This is a genomic window from Paenibacillus sp. FSL H3-0302, from assembly GCF_037982245.1.
GTDB classification, from domain to species: domain Bacteria; phylum Bacillota; class Bacilli; order Paenibacillales; family Paenibacillaceae; genus Paenibacillus_AQ; species Paenibacillus_AQ odorifer.
The window spans coordinates 840,353-862,550 of sequence record NZ_CP150284.1 but is presented as its reverse complement, the minus strand read 5'-3'; the positions used below and the strand labels follow the sequence as shown (position 1 = coordinate 862,550).

The following is a 22,198-nucleotide window of genomic DNA, read 5'->3' as shown; positions in this document are numbered from 1 at the left end:
GTGTCGCTATTCTATAGAAAGAGCCGCATTTCTGGCGTTTTTTATGCCAATAGCTGCTATGGAGTCCGATAACATCCCAAATGGCGGATAATCCGGCGTTTAAGGTCATCTGGGTCCGATAGCGTCCGATAGCGTCAGGCATAGATTCAGATAGCAAACAATATCGTCAGAAATCATCGGATGGCATCGATTGCGAACGATTGCGAACGATAGCGAACGATAGCGTCGGTTCCTAACCATCCCCTGTTGCTTACGGACCCAGAGGACACTATTTGCTCATTTACCGCCTTTGAGGCATAGTTTCGGACTCCAGTGAAGCTATTCCATAGAAAAAGCCGCAGCTCTGGCATTTTTAGATGCTATTCCACCGACTTCAAAGCCTCTATCATATGGATTCGTTTGAGCTTAATATGCATGAACGCCATGACTATACCGGAGAACAATAGGGTTAGGAGCGCCGCATAAATATAACTTGGCCACTTGATGATCGGAGCGAACATCGTCGCATCCAGCTCGGCCGTCTTCAGGACGAAGCTATGCAGCACTATGCCGAGACCCGATCCAGCCACAATACCGAGTAGGCTAAGCAGCATATTTTCGCGGTAAATATACATGGTTACTTCCTTGTCGTAGAAGCCCAGTACCTTAATGGTTGACAGCTCCCGGATCCGCTCGGACACATTGATATTGGTCAAATTGTAGAGGACGACAAAAGCCAATGCCGCCGCTGAAACAATGAGCACCAAGGTTACAACGTCCATACTCTTCATAGTCTCATCGAAGGCGGAGCCTACACTGCTGGAAAAGCTGATGGCAGCGACGCCCTCATTAGCCGTCAGCTTCTCACCAAATTTGTCTTCCCATGTTTTATCGTGTGCGGTGTAGTTCAGCAGTTCTGTGTTGAATAGCGGTTTTTCTCCGAACACAGAAGCATAATATGCCGGTGTCATATAAACATAGTGCATTACATAATTCTCTGTAATCGCTGCGACCTCAATCTCGAATGTTTCATTATCTTTGTCCACCACGGTCAATTTATCACCAGACTCCAGCCCATACAGCTTAGCCAGCTTCTCTGAGATAATAGCCCCATCATCCGTAAGCATCCGCCCTTCTCCACTTTTTCGATCACGCAACTCCACGAAATCGGATAAAGAGTTAACAGAGGTAGGAACGAACAGATGAACCTCTTGGTCATTTACACCAATAGCATGTGCGGTCATCCGTTCTTGCGCCACACTCAGCGTCCCAGTTACTGCAGATTCACCAGTGATTAGTTGGTCGTAGGCTTTTAGCACATCGGCAGACACATCTTCATGCAGCGCCACAAGTGCATCATATTTCATAATCGTGCCGAACTGCGACCCGGCGATGCTGCCAATTGAATCCTTGAGACCAAATCCCGTCAGGATCAGCGCTGTACAGCCAGCCACGCCGAATACAGTCATGAACATCCGCTGCTTATAGCGGAATAGATTCCGTGCGGTAACCTTTTGGACAAAGCTCAATCGCTTCCATATAAAAGTGATCCGCTCCAGTAAAATACGCTGGCCACTCTTTGGTGCCTTCGGACGCATCAATACGGAAGCATTGCTGCGCAGTTCTACCCGTGAGGCAATCCACGCCGTCAACGTAGTACATATTAACGCTACGATAACGGATATGATCGAATACGAAAGATAGAAGTTCTTCGTGATATCCGGTAAATTATAGATTGCACTATACGCATCGTAGATAATACCCGGAAACAGGGTAAAACCAACCGCAAGACCCGCAATTGAAGCCGCCAGACTGGCAAGTGTACCGTAGACCAGGAATTTGGCCATAATGTCGCGATTGCCATAACCGAGTGCTTTCAGTGTCCCAATCTGCAGGCGATGCTCCTCAACCATCCGTGTCATGGTCGTCAAGCTGACCAGCGCAGCAATCAGGAAAAAGAACACAGGAAACGCACTGGCAATCGCCGATAACCGATCAGCGTTATCTTTATATTCGGCATATCCCGGATTAGCGCTTCGGTCAGTAACGTAGACCTTAAGCTGCTCCAGCTCTGCAAGCTTTTGCTCCCCTGCCGCCAATTCCTCCTTGGCAGAAGCAAGTCCGGCAGCAATTGCCGTCATACTTGCAGCCTGTTCCTGCTGCACTTCCTCCGGCTGGCGCTGCAAATCCGCAAGCTGCTGCTCGGCGGCGGCCACCTTTGCGCGGCCACCAGAAAGCTCTTTCTCGCCTTCCGCCCGCAGCTCAGCAAGCCGTGCTTCCGGCACGCCAGACATCGCCTGCTCTACAGCATGGGTATGCTGTTCGATCAGATCTTCATACTCCGGCGAATAAGCCTTCACCCCGGCTGTATCCTTAAAGGACAGATAGGCTTCCGTATACACCGGAAGCTTGAAATCTGACTCCGGGATCGCGGCGAACGCATCCGCCGTACCTTTACCGATCCCACTGGTGCCCCGGGTACTTTGCTCAATAAACTGTGGACTTCTAACAAAGCCAACTACGGTATACTCCAGTGTCTCGAAGCTGTTCGACAGCTCCGCATCCGTACCGTTTCCACTGAAAGATACCTTGTCACCCAACGCATATTCTTCCGCTAGCTTATCGTCCAGCACGATTTCACCGGAATGCTCCGGTAGATGGCCTTCAATTATACGGTATTGATTAAGTGGTTTATCCGTGTTGTAAGAATTGACTTTAAGTATTAAGGCATTATCACCTATGAATACATCTGCACTATAGCTCGGCTGAATCTCATCGATCCCCTGTACATTTCTGAGTAACCCGATGTTGTCTTCGGTCAGGCCGTAGTTAGTCTGCACCTTCAGATCCATCAAGCGCTGCTCTTTGTAAAAGGTTCCAGCTGTATTCAGCATATCTGGCCCAGTGGCCTTGATTCCGGCAAAAAAGCTGACGCCTAACATAATAATTGCAAAAATCGAAATAAACCGGGCTTTGGTATGCCCAATTTCACGAAAAATATCTTTCCACAATGCTCGCTTTTTCATAGATGCCTTCTCCTTACCATTCAATATCGTCAACGGATACCGGCGAAGGATTGATCACCATCTTCCGTACCTTAGCGTTGTTAATCTCTATAACCCTGTCAGCCATCGGAGCGATCGCCAGATTATGTGTAATTACGATGACTGTTGTCCCGGTGTTACGACAAGTATCCTGCAGCAGCTTCAGCACCTGCTTGCCGGTGTTATAATCAAGCGCCCCTGTCGGCTCGTCGCAGAGCAGCAGCTTCGGCTGTTTAGCCAACGCTCTGGCGATAGCGACACGTTGTTGCTCACCACCGGACAACTGAGCCGGGAAATTATCTAACCGCGCGCCCAGACCCACATCCTCCAGCACCTTACGTGCATCTAGTGCACGCGGGGAAATCTGCGAAGCAAGCTCAACATTTTCCAGTGTGGTCAGATTAGGTACTAGATTATAGAACTGAAATACAAAACCTACGTCATTGCGGCGGTAGCCTGTCAGCTCCTTGGCACTAAACTTGGCGATATCAATGCCATCCACAATGACCTGACCTTCATCGGCGGAATCCATTCCACCCAGAATATTAAGCACCGTAGATTTACCCGCACCACTTGGGCCGACGATCACGGCAAATTCACCTTTTTTTATCTCAAAATCAATCCCGTCATTCGCGACAATTACATTCTCGCCCATCTTGTAACGCTTGTACTCCCCTTTTACAGCAACAAAACTCATTCCTCTTCCTCCTGTCCCTATCCGAACTAAGTCTAATTACTCTACATTGTCTCAGTTTATCATAATTAGAACGCCCAAGCCCGAATGGCAAACCCTCATTACACAAGGTGAAATTCACATCATTAATAAGTTCATTTTTTTGTAACAATAATGTAACAAGGAAATTTTACCGTAAACGATACTTAGTCATTTGATAATGTTATAATCACTTTGTTTTATTTACTCTTTTCAGGCAAGAGTGAAAGAACAAGAACAATCAGAAACAGGTGATCAGATGTTCGAACTGAAATGGCTATGGCAGAACCTAGAGGGAAACCGGACGCGATATATTCTGGCACTCTGCCTTTCGGTGGTGGGCTCAAGTCTTACAATCGTGAATCCGTACATCAGTCAGCGCATTGTCGATACGTTTATAGCCGGTGACAACGCCCTGCAGAATCTTACACAAGAACGGCAATTATTGATTATGCTCTGTCTGGGCATGATCGGATTTTCTCTACTGCGCACAGGTCTCGCATATTTCACGACCATGCAGTACGAGATATCCTCGCAAAATATGATGTACAATGTCCGCATTTATTTGTACAACAAAATTCAGGGACAGGACAGAAAATACTACGATCATAATCGTACCGGCGATCTCATGACCAAGATGACAGGCGATCTGGACATGGTCCGTCACTCTATGGCCTGGATTTTTAAGACGATCATTGAATCGCTAACGATCTTCCTTGCCGCCGTTATCTATTTTTTCACCATAGATGCGGAACTGACGCTGTGGATGCTTATCCTGTCACCGCCCATTTTTATCGTGGCTTACATATTCGCTAAACGCGTCCGTCCTATGTATATTGACCTGCGTGAACGGCTGTCCCAGCTTAACACGACTACACAGGAGAATATCTCAGGCAACCGTGTGGTCAAGGCTTTTGCCCGTGAAGAATTCGAAGTCGAAAAATTCACAGAGAAGAATGTCAACTATTCTACAGCGAACAAAAAGGCTGCCCTTGTATGGCTTGATTATTTTCCTTATCTGGAATCCTTCGCTCAGGGCTTCAACGTAATCCTTATGTTGGTTGGTGGTTTGTTCCTTATGAACGGCCGGATCACCTTCGGTGAGTTTATGGCCTTCTCTTCGCTTATTTGGGCTATATCGAACCCTATGCGCAACATCGGTATCATTATCAACGACATTCAGCGCTTTTTTGCGAGCTTGTCCAAAATCGTAGATATCTATTATGCCCGGCCAAATATTGTTAATGAGCATACTGTCACTGACAAACGCCGTTATGAAGGCCGGATTGAATTCGATCATGTCCGCTTCAAATATGATAGCGCTATCGTACTGGACGATATTAGCTTTACCGTTGAACCCGGTGAAACTGTAGCAATCATGGGCGCGACAGGATCAGGCAAAACAACAATCATCAACCTCATCCCTCGCTTCTACGATGTAGCTGAAGGGCGCGTACTCGTAGACGGTGTTGATGTTCGGCAGCTGGAGCTTGATGAACTTCGTGGAAATATCGGCATGGCGACCCAAGATGTACTCTTGTTCTCTGATACCATTGATGGAAACATCGCCTATGGCGATCCTGATCTTCCGGAAGAAGATGCAATGGGTTATGCAGAGCTCGCAGCCGCACACGACTTCATTACCAAAATGCCTGAAGGTTATGATACCGTTGTCGGGGAACGCGGAGTCGGACTGTCGGGGGGGCAAAAGCAGCGTATTGCCTTAGCGCGTGCTTTGGCGGTACACCGTCCTATTCTGATTCTCGATGATACGACCTCTGCGGTCGACCTTGAGACGGAGGAGCATATCCAAAAAAGTCTACGTGAACTGGACTATCCTTGTACGAAAATTATTATTGCGCAGCGTGTATCTACTACCTCGCAAGCCGACCGTATTCTCATTCTGGATGGCGGGAAGCTAGTTGAGGAAGGGACTCACACTGAACTGCTAGCGAAACGTGGTTACTATTACGAAGTGTTTAAACTGCAGAACGAGGGTATTGGAAGGCAGGTGACCGCAAGTGGCAAGGAATAAATTTGACGTCGATGAGAATCTTGAATCGCCGTTTAATATAAAACACTTCCGGCGTGCGATGGTATATATCAAACGAAAGAAAACGCCAATGATTGTTGCGTTCGTGCTCAGTGCACTTTCAGCAGCCATTTCACTGTCGGCTCCGCTGATCATGCAACATGTCATCGACGTGACCATTCCGGCAAAAGAGAAGCTTGCACTGCTGGGTTGGGCTGCACTGATGCTTGTGACCATCGTGGTCAGCGTTTATCTGGCTACGATACGCTCGCGCATCATGACGAGTGTTGGGCAGGATATTATTTTTGACATCCGAACGGATTTGTTTAAGCATCTGCAAGAATTGCCTTTTAAATATTATGACGACCGTCCACAGGGCAAGATCCTTATCCGGGTCGTAAACTACGTCAACGCCGTTTCAGATGTGCTGTCCAACGGGATTATCAACTTTATTCTAGAAATCGTGAATTTGCTCTTTATCGCAGCCTTCATGTTCGCTGTCGATGTACGACTCTCATTTGTCATCCTTGCCGGACTGCCAGTCTTCCTTGGCATCATGCTGCTGATCAAAACCCGGCAACGCCGGGCATGGCAAGCAGTGTCCAACAAAAGCTCCAACCTGAACGCCTATCTGCAAGAGAGCATCAGCGGTATTGGTGTGACACAAATGTTCTCCCGGGAACAACGTAACGAAGGAATCTTCACACGTCTCGCGGGTAATTTCCGTAAAGAATGGATGAAGGCTCAACGTTACAACTTACTTATTCCGTTCTCCGTAGACAACTTGTCCACGATCGTTACATCATTGATTTTCCTTGTAGGCCTACTAACACTGAGTCCTCAAGACATGACCCTCGGTGTCATTCTGGCGATGAGCAGCTACGCTGCCCGCTTCTGGCAGCCGATTCTGAATCTTTCGAACCTGTACAATAACTTCATCAACGCCGTTGCCTATCTTGAGCGTATCTTCGAAACGCTGGATGAACCGGTTACCGTCAGTGATATCCCGGATGCAAAAACACTGCCATCTGTACAGGGCCATGTGACCTTCGACGATGTAACTTTCGCCTATGACCCGGGGCTTAATATTCTGGAGAATATCTCCTTCAAGGTCAAAGCGGGAGAAAGCATCGCGCTGGTAGGACCCACAGGTGCGGGCAAAACAACCGTCGTCAATCTGATCTCACGCTTTTATAACATTTCCAGTGGTCAGATTCTGATCGACGGCCAGGATATCTCGCAGGTGACGTTAAAATCTCTTCGCAGCCAGATGGGGATTATGTTACAGGATAGCTTCATCTTCTCCGGTACCATTCTGGACAATATTCGGTACGGCCGACTGGATGCGACCGAAGAAGAAGTAATCGCCGCTGCAAAGGCCGTTTGCGCCGACGAATTCATCCGTGAATTCGATCAAGGCTACATGACAGAGGTCAATGAACGTGGCTCCAAGCTGTCTCAAGGACAGCGGCAGCTCATTTCGTTCGCAAGAACACTTTTGGCAGATCCGCGCATTCTCATCTTGGATGAAGCCACTTCTTCCATTGATGCGAAGACTGAGCGCTTATTACAAAAAGGGCTGAATGAACTGCTTAAGGGACGCACCTCGTTCATTATCGCGCATCGCCTCTCCACCGTAAAAAACTGCGATCGTATTATGTACGTATCTAACAAAGGCATCGCGGAAAGCGGCTCACATGATGAGCTTATCGCACAGCGGGGCCTTTACTACCGCCTCTACACAGCACAGAAGATGGAAGCTTAATCGAATAAACATCAAAAGAGCTCAGGCCGATTTGCAGCCTGAGCTTTTTGATGTTTTATTATTTTCAAAAAATATCAAAAACTAATCTATCGCCGTCCAAATATTTAGCGCAAGTGAGCGAACCGCAAGGTTCGTGTGATCTCTGTACAACCGCAGACGCTCTGCAGGCTCTGGACTCCACAATAGAGCACTTCCGGCAACTTCAAGTAACGAAAGTCCAATATACTGAGATTCGTAACGGCTCTCAGACCCTAGAACATCTACAATTTCCAATAAAGTTTCCGGACTCCAGTATCCCGTGCTCTCTTCTAAATTATACGCGACCTGCTTATAAACATCGCTTAATAGCTGGGGTTGATTTGAAATAGTGGTAACCATCCGATTCAGATAATTGGCGGATTCCTCCACGTTATTCCAGTCTATTGCTGCTATATACAATTTCATCACAGTTTGCTGTAAGGTCTCATCAGATGCCAGACAGTCAATCAGGTCCGTATACAAAGGGATAAGGTGCATCCGGGTGATTTTTGGCAAAGCTATCAGCTGGTTGACTAATTTCAGTAGACGTTGCCGATGAGGCAAATCTCTTTTGGCAGTGGCGTTCCATTCATCCCTTATCGCTGCACTAACCAGTCTCTGACATACACCAACTACAACCTCATTGATCTTACCATCGCGACAGGTTTCTACCAGCGTGTTCATAGCAGTTTCCCATCTAGTGCTGTCTTCCAAATCCGTAATAGACCGAGCGGTGGCAGCTGCAACAATCCCTTCATTTCCATTTGTCCACCGCATCATAGAAATGAAAGCATATCTGCCAATATACGCATCTTGGTGCCTTGCAATTTCAAGGATTAATCCTAGATAACGTGGTCTAAAGTCTAGCGGAAGAGCATTAGGCTGTTGAGATAATAAACTTCCTGCGATGTCATTTTCTGATGAAGAAGCCATTGTACTTAACATATCCCAAGCGCGTTCATCATCTAAAAGCTGTTTGGCAGCATGCCCTATGGCTATGATTACATCCTTGTGTGCATTGGGTTTCTCGAACTCATTCATCAATAGCGGAAGGCTGTCATCGCTTCTATAAGCGCCCAGTAAGCGGATGGCTTCTTTTCTGACAGTGATCTTCAGCTTATCCCGATTCAGAAGCTCTTTCAGCATGGTAACCAGTAACACCGGATTCACCCTGCGGATGCATCTGGGTATCGAGTACATGGCTACACGGGCCCGGTCCCCATCCAGATTCTCCAGCAGAACGGGAAGTGCCTTCTCCGGTTCTTCCATAAGCGAAAAGGCATGAAGTGCAGCTTCTACTACAGTTACTTCCTTATCCTGCATAAGCCCAAGTAACCTATCCGAACCGAGATCAGGCATGCTTGCCATGATCTTAATAACGCTTGCACGCTCCCAAAGATTACGTTTGGCATCGTATGCAATTTTTTCTAATAAGGCACTTAAAGCTTGTTGCTGACGTGGCAGCCATCTGTAGAATCCATCCGCGGCCGGCACAAGATAGATAGTTTTGCCTGATAGGAACTTGCCCTTAATGATAGCTCCTGAAATAAAAGGATCGAGCCATTCCTGACGCTTCAGATGCAGATGCTGGAACACTTCATGGATCGTAATATACGATTTATCTAAAGCTAATAATTCCTTAACTCTGGCATCACGCGTTGTACGAGGCGCAAGCCAGTATCTGGCCGCTTGTATGGCTGTAGAATCCGCCTTTGCCTTCGTTGCTTCCTTTAACAGATTCTGAAGTTTTATGATGCCGTAACCTCTTTTACCGAATGAGCTAGCTAGGCTTAATACCAGATTGTAGTCTTCTCTTTTGTTGGCCTGTACAGCTAATGTATAAATTTCGTCGAAGATAATCTCTTCTACTCCCTGGGGTAAATTCTTCTCCAAGGATGGAAGGGAAAGCTGCCCATTCTGCTTGGCCAATTTCTGAATCGTTTTTAAAGAAAACTTAAACAGCTCACCATGAGGATGTAATGCGTTATGCCGGAGAATAGCAAACGCCAGTTGTTGAACGGAAAATTTTGTACCATATGAAGTATCTCTGGCCTCTATAACACTATCAACAAGCAAAGTAAGCTCTTGTACATGGGCATCCGTGAACACAGACGCAGGACTTTCCGATAGCTCTTTAAACACAGCGCCCCGGACAGGATCCTGATCATTTTTAATCCGGCCCAGGTACACCAAAGTTTCATTCATGCCCTGTCTCGACAGAACGGTACCTCTGATCAGCTGCATAAGCGCCGTGGCACGTTCGTCTGCACTGGATACCTGTGTTGCTTGTTCAAGTCCCGCTCTTGAATGAAGAATAGAACGGCAAGCAGTAAATCTGACTGTTCTCTCCCGGTCATCATTGATTTCACGAAGGCCAAGCATCCGGGTGGCTTCCTTGTCACGCAAGGCATGTGGTAATACATACAGTAATCTTTCCGGAAAAATACGTTCATTACGTTTATCTTCTTCATACACAGCATCGAAAATGACTTTGCGGTTAGAAGGTGCCATATTATGAAGCAGCTTTGCTATGTGCATAGGGTGATCTGCGAGTAGTTTCGCTATCTCCATCCATTGATCCATGGATAAATATTTTTTCCTTTTAAGAACAGCTTCAGGAATACCATAAGAAATCAGATCGCTCCGCGACTCCGTTCGTGTTAACAGTTGATATACCTTATTAGGATTTTGGCGTACAAGCGTGCCAAGCTGTTCTTTTAACGCAGGATGTATGATGCCCATAGGTCCATGATTCAGCGCACACTCCAGCATTAAGTCTGCCTTCAGATTGCATAGGATCTCCAGAGCTGATGAGAATCTCCACCAGACATAGCCTTTTTCCCTGAGTGGTGTGCTTTCCAGTGTTGTTGCAAAGTATTCTGCTACTACGTTAAGATGCCGGCTGGATAATTTCTTCCAGTCTTTTATGGCATACCCGATATCAGCAAGCCATTTACTTACCGTAGCCGAATAACAGGCCTGCAATATAATCGCGGCTTCCTCCGCTCCCCATCGGGCATACACTACAGGCAATAAGCGTTCTGCTAATTCCTGACGGTTAATCTGTGAAATACTATGCAACAGCTTGCGGCGGCAATCATGGGATAAATGGGGGAGCTCACGTTCAATATCAGCATCCGAAGCCACCTTTGCCAAAAGACCCGCAGCCGTATTTCTGATACTTGCCTTGGGATGCCGCAGTGCTGATAAAATAATAGCAGCATCTTGTGTTGCAATGGCGCCGATTAAGGCAAGTCGTGCTTCATAAACACCATCCTCCAGCAAAGAGGCTAGTAATTGGGAGTACTGGACAGATCCGAGATGATCACGGCCTAGGATTGCTACTTTTTTGATTCTGTCGGAATAGCCTAGCGAATCCAATTCTTTAAGTAAGCTCTGTTTATCCAATGGATCTCTTTTGAAAATCATAAGTCCTCCTCGTTAACCTGTTCTTATTCCACCCGAACTTTATTCTCTATACCCTAATCTATCCCCTTTAAAAAAACTAGAATTCAGCATCTGGTTTCGTTGATCAAAAAATAAAGGTAACCCTGAAGCTGGTTATTCAACCCCCTTCAGAATTACCCATCATGTACTGCTTGCTCTAGTCATTCTTTTTCTGAATAAACACATACGTACGCTCATCCGACAGCTCATCAGCAAAGCTGAAATCAAATCCGTCGAAGCCTTTGATATCCTCCACACAGCTGATTTGCCGCTCAGCCATGAAGCGTACCATTTCACCTCTGGCCATCTTGACCAGGGTCGCTCTCTCTACTACCTTACCGCCGATCTCCTGCCCGAATACACAACTAACCATTCGAACATTCCCGCCAATGTAAGGGGAGATGCACTTGCTGTATTCCTTAGAGGCCAGATTCAGAATGATGTCAGTCTCCGAAAACAGCTGATCTGCCAGCTTCCTGTTCCAGAACTCGTAGATAGACTTGAAACCAGGTCCGCTAAGCTTTGCCTGCATCTCCAGCCTGTACGGCACAACGCCGTCAAATGGCCGGACGATTCCATAGAATCCGGATAATATCCGTAAATGCTGCTGAAGATATTCCAGCTCCTCCATTTGAAGTACCCCGGGTGCCATGTACTGGTACTGGATACCCTCATAAGAAAAAATAGCCGGTGTAAGATTCCGTGTTACATCCATATCCCGAATCCGCTCCACATTCAGCGTGGCGATGGCATCATTGCACTTCCATAACGATTTGGCTTCTTCATAATTCAACTTTTGTAATAAGGCCAGAAGAGTCTGCGACTCGCTTATGAATTGCGGCATCTGGCGGCAATCCAAGAAATCCGTATCCATCTTCATCTTCTTGGCAGGCGATATAATGATTCTCATGGTGCTCCCTTTTCTTACCCCCGCGGGGAATTTAAATGTAACCTTATCCTATCACACTTAATCTTCGTAGGCTTGGGGCAAGTTCATGAAATTTGTTCACTGCCGCCCACCTTGTGCGCCACCGCCATCTGTACCTGGGTTGCCGTTTCTCCTTGTCCCACCCTTCATGTTGGGAGATCCGCCCCCATCTTTCCCCCGCCCGCCGGTGAAGCCCTGTCCCCCGTTCGCTCTTGACCCGGAGTCAGTACTCGTTATCTTCTGTGCGGTAATAGCATCGCAGGAGACGAGCACCATGGAACAACTTAGCACTGCTATGAGCAAAGCGAAATACCGCTTGGTCCGCATCTTTGAATCCCCTCTTTCCGAGCGAACATAGTTAACGTGGAAAACATCTTTTTAACATATAATCGTATACGTCCTTAAAACCCATGTAGGATAATACGATCAGCAGCGGATACACCGGGTAAATATACCGGGACTTGATCTCCCATAAAAGATAGAATCCGATAAAGCCCAGCACCACAAGAATCAAAGAGGTCTCTTCAAATCTTTTGGCTCTTATTCCACCCATTAAGCGAACGAGTATAAATACATACATCAGAAAATTCAGAACATACAGCAGCCACAACATTCCGCTTCTATAATTGGAGTCTGCCTTAAACAAATCCGTAGCAGCATTAGTGTAGCTATAACGGTCCATGACAAAGCCCATTCTTCCCCCGTTACTGGATGATCCGTCATTTCCGAGCCCATATCGTTCCATCTGGTAGGTTCCTTCCGTCCAGGTCCAAACGATTTTTTTATAATACATCTTCACTAAGTCACTTAGGCCCGCCTCGGAGAGTTTATTACTGATTTCTTCTTTAAATAACTCCGTACTTTCTGCCTTATTATAATTTGCATCCTGCTGATAGATAGCGTAGCTCTCCCGGTTGTCCCAGAACCCAAACGTCTCCAGATTGATCCCCATATTCAGCCACATGTAGACAGGTGCGGAATTTTCGTTCATCGGTTCATCTACAACATTCGTCGCCTGCAGCACAGCATTTTGCGTCCAGCCGGGAACATTAAACAATATGGCCGTGATAAACAAAGCGCTAAAAACCTTTTTCACCCCGATAGAACGTATGTTAAATAAAAGACCCGCCACCACGGTAATCAGAAAAATAACACCGATACTGCGGAAATAGTTACCTATTGCCAGTAAGAGAGCTGCGAAGAGAATATCCTTAATGGACCTTCTTTTAATAAATCTTATGGCAAAATATAAAGCACTTGTCAGAAAGGCGGTAGCGATCACATCGTTATAGATAAAATTACTCATAAACAATGAAGGGATATAGGTTGCAGCAAACACGAGGATGCCATAATCCTTATCCTTGGACTTATAATTGAGCTCTTTATACAGCATGTAAATCATTAATGAGGTTAAGAGTGTAAACAGAATATTAAATATTTTGATTACCAGATAATTATCCGGAAAGATCAACAACAACGTCTTTAAATATAAAACGATCGAAAAATTAAACGGAAACATATGCAGATAGCCGTTCGTGTCAAACGACGAATAATCATTCCTGTACAGCATGTCGAGTGCCAATGAAAGGACTGTCTGTGAATCATCCGTCGGCAAGCGTGGAAACAGAAAGATAATCACCATCTGGATTGCAAAAGAAAACAGCAGTATGGCTGGAATGACTATTTTCCAACTGTACTTATTAAGCTTCAGGCACATTTTATACAAAATAACGCTTAATGCCAGCACCACTGCGATCACTAGAATAAAAAGACCCAGCTGTTGTCTCTCCAAAATTGGCGTGTCCCCATATACGAAATAATTATATTTCGCCCTAATAAAAAAGGAGGATGCGATAAAAAGACCGATAAAGAATGCAAGTATGAGATACAATGTTTTTTGAATTCCTCTTATCATGGAAAACCTCCTTTGCGCAATCGAAAGCCCTTTACAATCCGCTGCCCCGATTCATAAAAAGCATTATAAACACCCAAACTGAAAATCCAATGAAAATCGGATGTTTGGGAATTCGCAAAGAAGAGATTTAGAAAGAGAGGTACGTCCTACAATTGGGAATCAAAAAATCGCAAATGTGATACGGAAGTTTCAAAATGGAGAGAGTTGCGGAGACAAAGAGAGGAAATGGAAAACTACTCCAATCCTAGGGAGTATTATGACAAGAGTCTTAATTCTCTTTCAAACGATTATGCTATACTGGTGGAGCAAATAGAATAGGCTTAAAGGGTCGGTCGGCTACCTCTCACCGAAGGGAGGGATGCCTTGTGACAGTGTTTGAAGCAATGATGCTTATGCTAACCTTTGGTTCGCTTATCGTAGCGCTGCTGTCCAATAAACGCAAATAGACCGCCCACTCACAAAGGCATGCGGTCTATCTGTCGTGTCCTATTTGCTGAAGCCTACCGCCCTTAAAAGCGGCTATTGCCTTGGGAGTCGTGTTACAGCACGGCTCTCTTTGCATTTTACGTCTTTTCTACCTTTAATATACCACAAATAATTTAATAACGTAATAATGTACGGTGTTACATTACATTTCCAATCTCCCAGAAAATCCATCCATCCTTGCGTACATCAGAACAATTTACTATCCATCTTTTTTAAAAACCGATTATTAGCGATTAAGCCTTTCACTCTTTTCGTTGTATTAGGCCCTTTCGGTGTGCTACCTCTTCTATTCAGCAAAATCCACCGTAGACATGCCCAGGCTTCAAAGATTTCAAGTTCTTCCTGATCTATATCATTTCCCAAAAGATAAGCAGATCGGAACACATCAGCATAACGCTCGGAGATATATATTTTCAGCAGAATAAGTGACCAGGCAAAATCATATCTAGAGTCTCCCAACTGGCCGTTCGTCCAATCGATTATGGTATATCGCTCTTTATCCTCCACTATATTTCCGATATGAAAATCCCCATGAATGATACAGTCTTGCTTCATTGGAGTTTGCTCAACCAGAGAAGTCAATACATTATAAATATCAGATTGTTCTTTAGCTTCAGGGAAAAAGTAGCCGATGAAATCGTATTTTGGCAGTTGTATATTTCCAATCTCTTCAACGCCAATTTTATGTATTTTTGCTAATAGGCTTGCGAGTTCCTTCATTTTCCTGGTATTCATTTTATGAATAGGGGTTCCGTCAAAACTTGTTAACAACACCTTATGTCCCTCCGGATTGATTCCCCAGCCCACTGGTTTAGAGACGGCTACTCCTCGTTCGGATAGAACATCCAATAAACGATATTGAAACTGGACATCCGGTCTGGATTCCTTATTCCATGTTTTCAGTACATAGCTCTCTTGATCAGAATTAATCCTCATGACCTCAGCTTCAAATCCTTGATCCATTGTATGCGCAGTTAAGCTGTCTTCCTGATTTAATAAGTCGTTTATGATTTCGTTGTGCTCTAGCCAATTTATGATAGATATAGGAGTTTTCAAAAATGGGTCTTCCTTTCGCATGATTGTATAGACTCTATGATTCTTCTGGAATGCCCGCTACGATCTCAAGCAAATTTCCTTCTGGGTCAGCTACAACAGATTCACGCAACCCATAGGGCTGCGAAATAGGTTCTTTTACAGGAGTCGCTCCTGCCTTTACCAGACGCTCAAATTCCTTGTCAACGTCCTCAGGTGAGGGAACGCCAAATGAAATTTCCATAGTCCCGTTTATCCCTCTGGGATAGGTTAGCTGTGACATATTCAGTGCATCCCGCTGACACAAATTAAAGAATACACCACTCTTCAGTTGAACCCCGGTAAATACGCCACCATCCCATTCTATAGCTATCTTCATGACGTCACGATAAAAGGTAACCATCTTTTCCATGTCTTTCACAAAAAAAGTGATCGCGCCGATTTCCATAAAATACACCTACTATTCTAAAATATTCCTTTTACGGTTATAGAAATAGTAACATAGGCTTAAAAATTATGAAATGAACTATAAAATAATAAAAAGCCCTGTAGAAACTCTACAGAGCTTAGTTACTGGGCAAAAGTATTTTTACAAATAACATAAAATAGATTGTTCTATCCAGTACATAAATACAGTATCCGGGCTTTCCTTTTCAAACTTTTTCATTTTTAAATACATATCCATTCCATCAGAAACATCATGCCATAAATCCGTAAATACAAAATCATATTTTTCCTTAGACATATGTTGTTCTGCATATTCGAAAGCATCTGCTTGGATAAGCCTGATCTTGTGAGCATTACTGAATTGTGGCAGTACATATTTATTAAATAAATCAATGACATCTTGATTTTTTTCAACAACCGTTATGCTTTCAACATTAACTTTTTCAGAAACCATATAAGCATAATAGCCAAGTCCAAGCCCAAATGTAAGAACATTCCCAAACGCTTTATCAACAGCTTCTTTCATTGTTTCTATTTCATTTGGTGTGATCGTCATCCAGATTCTTTCATTCTCCAAGACAGCCGGGAACATGAATTCAGTTTGAAAAAAACCAACCTGAGGAATTTGTCTTCCCTCTTCTGTCCGGATGATATCATTGCAAACAAAACCTTCAAAAGGTTTATATTTTTCATATTTTAATTCACTATTATTAATCTTTATAGTTGGTATCTTGATATTTTTATAATATGGATTGTCATAATATTCATTTGCATCAAGCTTATGAAGCATATTGCTAAAATATTGGTTGAACAATTCCTTATCATCAACATTATCAACCGTATCCATCCCAAAAGCAGCAGCCAGCATTAAACCAAAAGCGTATTCATAAGATACACCACAGTTTACGATTTCTTCAATTTCTTCTTTGTTAATAAAGTCGGGGGTATTATTCAAATAGCGGCTTAGTAAAGCAAACACTTTATAGTTATCTTCTTTTACTTTTTCTTTTATTACATTATTAAATTCCATATTCTCACCTATTAATTAGAATTTGTTTCTATGTCTCATGTTAGTCTTTCCGGATTGACTAGTAGGCAATACTCTCATTTTACCATTTAAAAATCCAGAAGAACAAAAACCGCTTTACTAATCCGTGACAGTTACCACTTCTACAGTGAGAAAATCTCACGCCAAATCTTCTAGTTATATGGTTTATGGTCCATTTTCCGCCTAATCCGCTCAATATTTCGTTACCCTATGTTAGAATAGACGACTTGTATAATTTGTGAAAACTTTCACTAATAGTCATGATTGATGGTATACTTAATAAGAAGATGAACTAAAGAGAATAACGATGGAAACTGTGGACGTAACCGTAGAAGATTTGAAGTTAGGAGAATAACAGCGACGCGCGCGCTGCTCCACTTCCAACTCCCTCTGATACTTCCTTTCTTTTTTGTCGGGTTCTTTTGGTACATCTTAATAGAGAAATATAAAAGTGGAGGGTTAACAATGAAAAAGAAAGCAGCTGGTGCTCTGAGTCTCGTCCTCTCTGTCATGCTCGTTATCGCAGGTTGCGGTAATGGAAACGACAAGGTGAACGAGAGCAAGAGTAATAACAACGAGAAAAAAGAAGTTGAAGCCGTCTCCGGGGCATCTGAAGCAAGCTACACACCATTTGATCAATTAAAAGATAAATATGATATCATCATTGTCGGTGCGGGTGGTGCGGGAATGTCCGCGGCGCTTGAGGCCAAAGAGAAAGGCATGAACCCTGTTATTTTGGAAAAAATGCCGGTTGCCGGCGGGAACACAACCAAATCCTCTTCGGGGATGAACGCTTCTGAAACGAAATTCCAAAAAGAACAAAACATTGAAGACAGCAATGATTTATTTTATGAAGAATCATTAAAAGGTGGCCATGACACTAACGACAAAGAAATGCTTCGTTTCTTCGTTGATAATTCCGCGAGTGCGATCGATTGGCTGGATTCCATCGGAATCCGCTTGAACAATATCACCATTACAGGCGGCATGAACGAAAAACGTACACACCGTCCTGAAGATGGCTCTGCTGTGGGTCAATACCTTGTCAAAGGTTTAGTAAAAAACGTACAAGAGAAAGAAATCCCACTTTTCGTGAATGCTGATGTCAAAGAAATCACTGAAAAAGATGGCAAAGTAAATGGCGTCAAGGTCCTCTTTAACCAAACAGAGGAAAAAATAATTACGGCAGATGCTGTCGTTGTAACCACTGGCGGATTCGGTGCCAATATGGATTTGATCTCCGAAGTAAGACCTGACTTGGAAGGCTACGTTACTACTAACCAAATCGGCAGTACCGGAGACGGCATCAAGATGATTGAGAAACTCGGCGGCACAACCGTCGATATGGATCAAATCCAAGTTCACCCGACTGTGCAGCAAGAAAAATCCTACCTCATCGGCGAAGCTGTTCGTGGGGAAGGCGCTATCCTTGTTTCCAGTGAAGGTACACGGTTCACCAATGAATTGGATACCCGTGATAAAGTAACAGCTTCCATCAATACACTACCTGAAAAAGCAGCTACGCTGGTCTTTGATTCCGGTGTTAAATCCCGTGTGAAGGCTGTTGAACAATATGACAAAATGGGCTTCGTGATTCAGGCGGATTCCATCGAAGCTTTGGCCAAAGAAATCGGTGTTTCAGAGGATAAGCTGGCAACAACGCTTGATACTTGGAACAGCGCCGTTAAGAATAAAAAGGATGCCGAATTTGGCAGAACTACAGGAATGGACAATGACCTGTCCACTGGTCCTTTCTACGCTATTAAAATTGCTCCTGGGATTCACTACACCATGGGTGGCGTGAAGATCAATACGAACACAGAGGTTCTAAATAAAGATGGTGAAGCTATCCCTGGTCTGTTTGCGGCAGGCGAAGTTACAGGCGGCTTACACGGACAAAACCGGATTGGCGGCAACTCTGTTGCAGAAATCATTATTTTTGGTCGTCAAGCTGGGATCAAATCTGCTGAATTCATAAAAGCAAAATAAGTAGATAACAGATACTATAGGCCTCACAGTAAAAAGCTCAAGCATCGGCAAGTTAGCCGCTGGCTTGAGCTTTTTTAATGGGATTAATCGCCAATAGTTCGGATAATAGTATCAAACGGATCTAATTCCAGGGTTTGTTGTCCATATTCCGTATCGATCGTAGTTTTTTGAAGCTGGTCGCTATTGTTAATCACGACGAGTATTTTACTTTCTGGATAATAAGCACACTCTGTATATAAATTATCCGTAATATACTTTGTTTCCTTTAACTCATTGCCGGCAAAACGGATCACATTTAACAGCAATCTTGTATTTTCAAAGCTTAAGGTGAAAGAAGGCAGGTAGATCCCCGTTCCTTTACCAAAGGCATGGGTGGACAATGTTATCATCCCACTCTTTTCACACAATACCGCTGCTGAGCCATCCGTAAGATAGATGTTATTTTTAGGTGTTATGCTGGCTCCTTCAGGCACTAAACCTTGCTCATCTCTAGCCTCAAATGTCCATCTTCCATGAGCTACCTTGGAGCCTGTATCCTCATCCAGACCAAGCACATGTGCCATTCTGAAAAAGCTGTCATAACCATCAAGCGCCGAAGGCTGATTGATACCTATAAAAGTACCACCCTCATAAACCCATTCTGTCAGTAAGTCCACGCACTTATGGTCACTCCAGTATTCTCCACCACTCCATGCTGAACCTGCCGAGCCGGCATTGATCACTACATCACACTCATGTAATACTCCCTTACGGATATCTTCAAAATCAATGAACTGCACCTCAACCGGCAATCCGGACAAAGCCTCATTGATATGAATCAAATCATGCATATACGTTTCATGGAAATGCCCGGACAAGGTCCACGATCTCAATTTGCCCCAAGCGTGCAAAATGGCTACCTTCGTCTTAATGTGATACGGTTTGCCTTTATGATGCAGCTCTTTAATTTCTCTGAATTCATCCGCGATCTTTTCGATATAATCACAAAAATCCGGATAAGGCTCTACAAGATGCAAATATCCGCCCAGTCCAATCCGATCTATAGGCTCTCTGAGCAAGGCGCGCCGGATATTAATCCAATACTTTTTGGCATCGAGCGTAGGGTTACCTCCCTCCATAAACGTAGGAAGCCCTCCCAATCCAACCGGAAATAAATAGGGATGCAGCCGAATCTCATGGGTATCTACTTTTACACCAGAGCAAAGCCTTGCCTCATACCCTGAGAACACACATTTAATCATCCCGTCAAAACCAAACTCCTCAAAACGGTCATTGTAAGGCTCCATGCCAACCCAACTATCATCATAGAAGACATACGCCAGCTTATCGTGCTTATGCACAATATCAATTAATTGCTTACCAAATTCGATGACAAAATCATTGATAAATGCCATATAGTCCAGCTTCCGCTGCTGCGCCGGGATATGACTGACCCGATATTTCCCACCATTCACAAAATCCTCGGCCGTGAGCGAATACCCATATTTTTTGGCAAACAGATCAAGCGCTCTTGAGCTTACCGTAAAATCATATGAACCCCAGTCCGAGAACAAATGGCGATTGCGCTCATCACTGCCCCAGATCCAGGCGAAATTATAAAAGAGGGAGGTGAACCGAACCACTGTTGTTTCCTTATGCTTACGACACCAATCTTCAATCCAATGCAGTAAATATTTTTGCGTTTCTACATAGATGGGATCAATCTGCATCAGATGCTCTTTTTCCCAGTGATTCGTGGTGTGATTGTACATGGAGATCTCTTCCCAAATCCGGTAGACCATGAAGCTGACTGTGTATTTATGCCAAGGCGTTATTCCAGTAATGACTACATTTCCCGATTCCCGCTCATAATTCCACAGTTCTCTTGGAACCTCTTCGCCCGTCGTTCGGTCAAAAACCTGCCAGTACTTAAACGCCTCTTTGGAATCATTCACTCGGAATTGTTCAGCAAAAAAATCCTCCATCAGATAGATGGATAAATAATCTTGTACCGCTACCTTCGGATTAGTTATTAAAAAGCTCTGCTGCAGCTTGTCTGAATTCTGGGACGCCCATTCGTTATGATCTCTGATGATGCAGATTGTAGAATAAATGCCGTATCCTGCGTTGATAATCTCATCGGACAACTGTGTGCCGTCACTGTCACGGATGACATCGGCACCCCAACGTTCAGCTAATTCCAGGGTCAATGCCTCATAACCGGATTCTCCCGGCAGTGTAAAGGCCCCCGTTGTTTGTTTGGACAACTTGGATCCCTCCTATTTAAGCATATCGGATAGAAAAGCTAATGCTAAGCCTTGCCCCCAGCCTTGAATCCAGTCTTTTGGAATATTGCGGTATCCTTCCCGGTCCTTCATAACCGCTGTTCCGCCAGAGACACCCAGTACCCGTCCATCTTCGCTGATATTGTTCAAAATACCTTTCAGGGCTTTTTGCACATATTTGGTATGCAGCGGATTGCCGTTATTGATCATAGCAGCCGCAATGCCGCAAGACGCGGATACTTCTTCATAAGACTCCTCGTCATCGAGTACTGTCCGCCACAGGCCGTTCTCCGTTTGCACCAGCTTGAGTGCGGCCAGCTGATCGCGCAGCGAACACTCCACGTCCATACACTGCGGATACAGATACCATTCTTTCAAAAGCTTTTTAACTTGCGACATGGTGTATGCGCCCCAAGCATTCGCTCTGCCCCAGAATAGTCCAGACATGTGATCCTGCTTCACATTATTGTAGCCATGGTACCAAAACCCGCTGCTAGGATCTTGCAGGTATTTGATATGCCAATAATATTGATTCAAGGCATCTTGAATCATTTCCTGATCCTTTAATTTGCTTCCTACACGGAGCAGGAAAAATGCCGCCATAAATAAGGTATCCGCCCATGCCTGTTCTGGAAAATCATTAGAAATAGAGACGGTATGCTGCAACACATGATCTCCGAATCTAAGCGCATTGTTCTGTAGATAATCTACTTTGCTCATCACAATATCCCAATATTTCTGATTGCCTGTTTCCTCATACAAAGTGATCAGCATATGGCCCATGGCACAGGTATTTACCGTCCAATCCGGCAGACCCAGCTCGATATATTCATCTGCCCACTGGACAAGCATATCCAAATACTCTTTATTTCCTGTAGTTTCATAAGCTCTGGTTACCCCATAATAAGCCACACCACAAGGCCAGTCCCATGTTAAATCCATCGCCATTGTTTTTCTGACCACTTTGTCGATGACCCTTAAAATCTCTTCTCTGTCATAAGTTAATTGAAGCATCTTGTTTCTCCTCTCTTTCGCACACGCCCCCAAAGGCGCTTGAGAGCTGTCCGTCCATATTGTAAACGCTTTACTAAC

14 protein-coding genes are annotated in these 22,198 nt (G+C 44.4%); 3 read left to right on the top strand and 11 right to left on the bottom strand.

Annotated features, from left to right (window positions below; all coding sequences use genetic code 11):
- Window positions 1-359: 359 nt before the first annotated feature.
- Together MHH50_RS03725 and MHH50_RS03720 are read right to left on the bottom strand one after the other, a co-directional pair.
- Window positions 360-3,005 carry an FtsX-like permease family protein gene (locus MHH50_RS03725; protein ID WP_340033962.1) on the bottom strand — a complete coding sequence of 882 codons (2,646 nt, stop codon included), beginning with the start codon at window positions 3,003-3,005 and terminating at the stop codon, window positions 360-362.
- A 13-nt stretch (window positions 3,006-3,018) separates the two neighbouring features.
- Window positions 3,019-3,720 (bottom strand): ABC transporter ATP-binding protein, encoded by a 702-nt coding sequence (locus MHH50_RS03720; protein ID WP_036684849.1) that lies wholly within the window; start codon window positions 3,718-3,720, stop codon window positions 3,019-3,021.
- Between the two features lie 238 nt (window positions 3,721-3,958).
- On the opposite strand from MHH50_RS03720, the gene MHH50_RS03715 reads away from it, so the two are divergent.
- Both MHH50_RS03715 and MHH50_RS03710 read left to right on the top strand, forming a co-directional pair.
- Window positions 3,959-5,770 carry an ABC transporter ATP-binding protein gene (locus tag MHH50_RS03715; protein WP_256717556.1) on the top strand — a complete coding sequence of 604 codons (1,812 nt, stop codon included), beginning with the start codon at window positions 3,959-3,961 and terminating at the stop codon, window positions 5,768-5,770.
- Window positions 5,757-7,532 (top strand): ABC transporter ATP-binding protein, encoded by a 1,776-nt coding sequence (locus MHH50_RS03710; RefSeq protein ID WP_036684845.1) that lies wholly within the window; start codon window positions 5,757-5,759, stop codon window positions 7,530-7,532. Before MHH50_RS03715 ends, MHH50_RS03710 begins: the two co-directional genes overlap by 14 nt.
- 81 nt (window positions 7,533-7,613) lie before the next feature.
- Here MHH50_RS03710 and MHH50_RS03705 read toward each other — a convergent pair whose 3' ends face one another.
- The 7 genes from MHH50_RS03705 to MHH50_RS03675 form a co-directional block, all read right to left on the bottom strand.
- Window positions 7,614-10,979, bottom strand: coding sequence for a hypothetical protein (locus tag MHH50_RS03705; protein WP_076282570.1), 3,366 nt, complete (start codon window positions 10,977-10,979; stop codon window positions 7,614-7,616).
- A gap of 175 nt (window positions 10,980-11,154) precedes the next feature.
- The gene (yaaA, locus tag MHH50_RS03700) at window positions 11,155-11,907 is read right to left on the bottom strand and encodes a peroxide stress protein YaaA (RefSeq protein ID WP_076279447.1); all 753 of its coding nucleotides are present in this window, start codon (window positions 11,905-11,907) and stop codon (window positions 11,155-11,157) included.
- A gap of 96 nt (window positions 11,908-12,003) precedes the next feature.
- Window positions 12,004-12,252 carry a hypothetical protein gene (locus tag MHH50_RS03695; RefSeq protein WP_076282569.1) on the bottom strand — a complete coding sequence of 83 codons (249 nt, stop codon included), beginning with the start codon at window positions 12,250-12,252 and terminating at the stop codon, window positions 12,004-12,006.
- Window positions 12,253-12,283: 31 nt separating this feature from the next.
- Window positions 12,284-13,840 (bottom strand): glycosyltransferase family 39 protein, encoded by a 1,557-nt coding sequence (locus tag MHH50_RS03690; protein ID WP_076282568.1) that lies wholly within the window; start codon window positions 13,838-13,840, stop codon window positions 12,284-12,286.
- A gap of 672 nt (window positions 13,841-14,512) precedes the next feature.
- The gene (locus tag MHH50_RS03685) at window positions 14,513-15,382 is read right to left on the bottom strand and encodes an aminoglycoside phosphotransferase family protein (RefSeq protein WP_076282567.1); all 870 of its coding nucleotides are present in this window, start codon (window positions 15,380-15,382) and stop codon (window positions 14,513-14,515) included.
- A 34-nt stretch (window positions 15,383-15,416) separates the two neighbouring features.
- Window positions 15,417-15,806, bottom strand: a complete 390-nt coding sequence (locus MHH50_RS03680; RefSeq protein ID WP_076190099.1) for a VOC family protein — start codon at window positions 15,804-15,806, stop codon at window positions 15,417-15,419.
- Between the two features lie 141 nt (window positions 15,807-15,947).
- Complete coding sequence (locus MHH50_RS03675; protein ID WP_254847754.1) at window positions 15,948-16,835, bottom strand: hypothetical protein; 888 nt, start codon at window positions 16,833-16,835, stop codon at window positions 15,948-15,950.
- Between the two features lie 483 nt (window positions 16,836-17,318).
- On the opposite strand from MHH50_RS03675, the gene MHH50_RS03670 reads away from it, so the two are divergent.
- Window positions 17,319-18,842, top strand: a complete 1,524-nt coding sequence (locus MHH50_RS03670; protein WP_340033961.1) for a flavocytochrome c — start codon at window positions 17,319-17,321, stop codon at window positions 18,840-18,842.
- Window positions 18,843-18,925: 83 nt separating this feature from the next.
- On the opposite strand, the gene gnpA is transcribed toward MHH50_RS03670, so the two are convergent.
- Entirely contained in the window at window positions 18,926-21,088 is a 2,163-nt protein-coding gene (gnpA, locus tag MHH50_RS03665) for a 1,3-beta-galactosyl-N-acetylhexosamine phosphorylase (RefSeq protein WP_340033960.1), read from the bottom strand.
- Between the two features lie 12 nt (window positions 21,089-21,100).
- Window positions 21,101-22,120: a glycoside hydrolase family 88 protein gene (locus MHH50_RS03660; protein WP_076128555.1), complete on the bottom strand. Its 1,020-nt coding sequence runs from the start codon at window positions 22,118-22,120 to the stop codon at window positions 21,101-21,103.
- Window positions 22,121-22,198 lie beyond the last annotated feature (78 nt).

Coding starts and splice junctions, on each gene's coding strand:
- MHH50_RS03725 (WP_340033962.1), bottom strand. CDS start 3,005: ATGAAAAAGCGAGCATTGTGGAAAGATATTTTTCGTGAAATTGGGCAT.
- MHH50_RS03720 (WP_036684849.1), bottom strand. CDS start 3,720: ATGAGTTTTGTTGCTGTAAAAGGGGAGTACAAGCGTTACAAGATGGGC.
- MHH50_RS03705 (WP_076282570.1), bottom strand. CDS start 10,979: ATGATTTTCAAAAGAGATCCATTGGATAAACAGAGCTTACTTAAAGAA.
- yaaA (WP_076279447.1), bottom strand. CDS start 11,907: ATGAGAATCATTATATCGCCTGCCAAGAAGATGAAGATGGATACGGAT.
- MHH50_RS03695 (WP_076282569.1), bottom strand. CDS start 12,252: ATGCGGACCAAGCGGTATTTCGCTTTGCTCATAGCAGTGCTAAGTTGT.
- MHH50_RS03690 (WP_076282568.1), bottom strand. CDS start 13,840: ATGATAAGAGGAATTCAAAAAACATTGTATCTCATACTTGCATTCTTT.
- MHH50_RS03680 (WP_076190099.1), bottom strand. CDS start 15,806: ATGGAAATCGGCGCGATCACTTTTTTTGTGAAAGACATGGAAAAGATG.
- MHH50_RS03675 (WP_254847754.1), bottom strand. CDS start 16,835: ATGGAATTTAATAATGTAATAAAAGAAAAAGTAAAAGAAGATAACTAT.
- MHH50_RS03670 (WP_340033961.1), top strand. CDS start 17,319: ATGAAAAAGAAAGCAGCTGGTGCTCTGAGTCTCGTCCTCTCTGTCATG.
- MHH50_RS03660 (WP_076128555.1), bottom strand. CDS start 22,120: ATGCTTCAATTAACTTATGACAGAGAAGAGATTTTAAGGGTCATCGAC.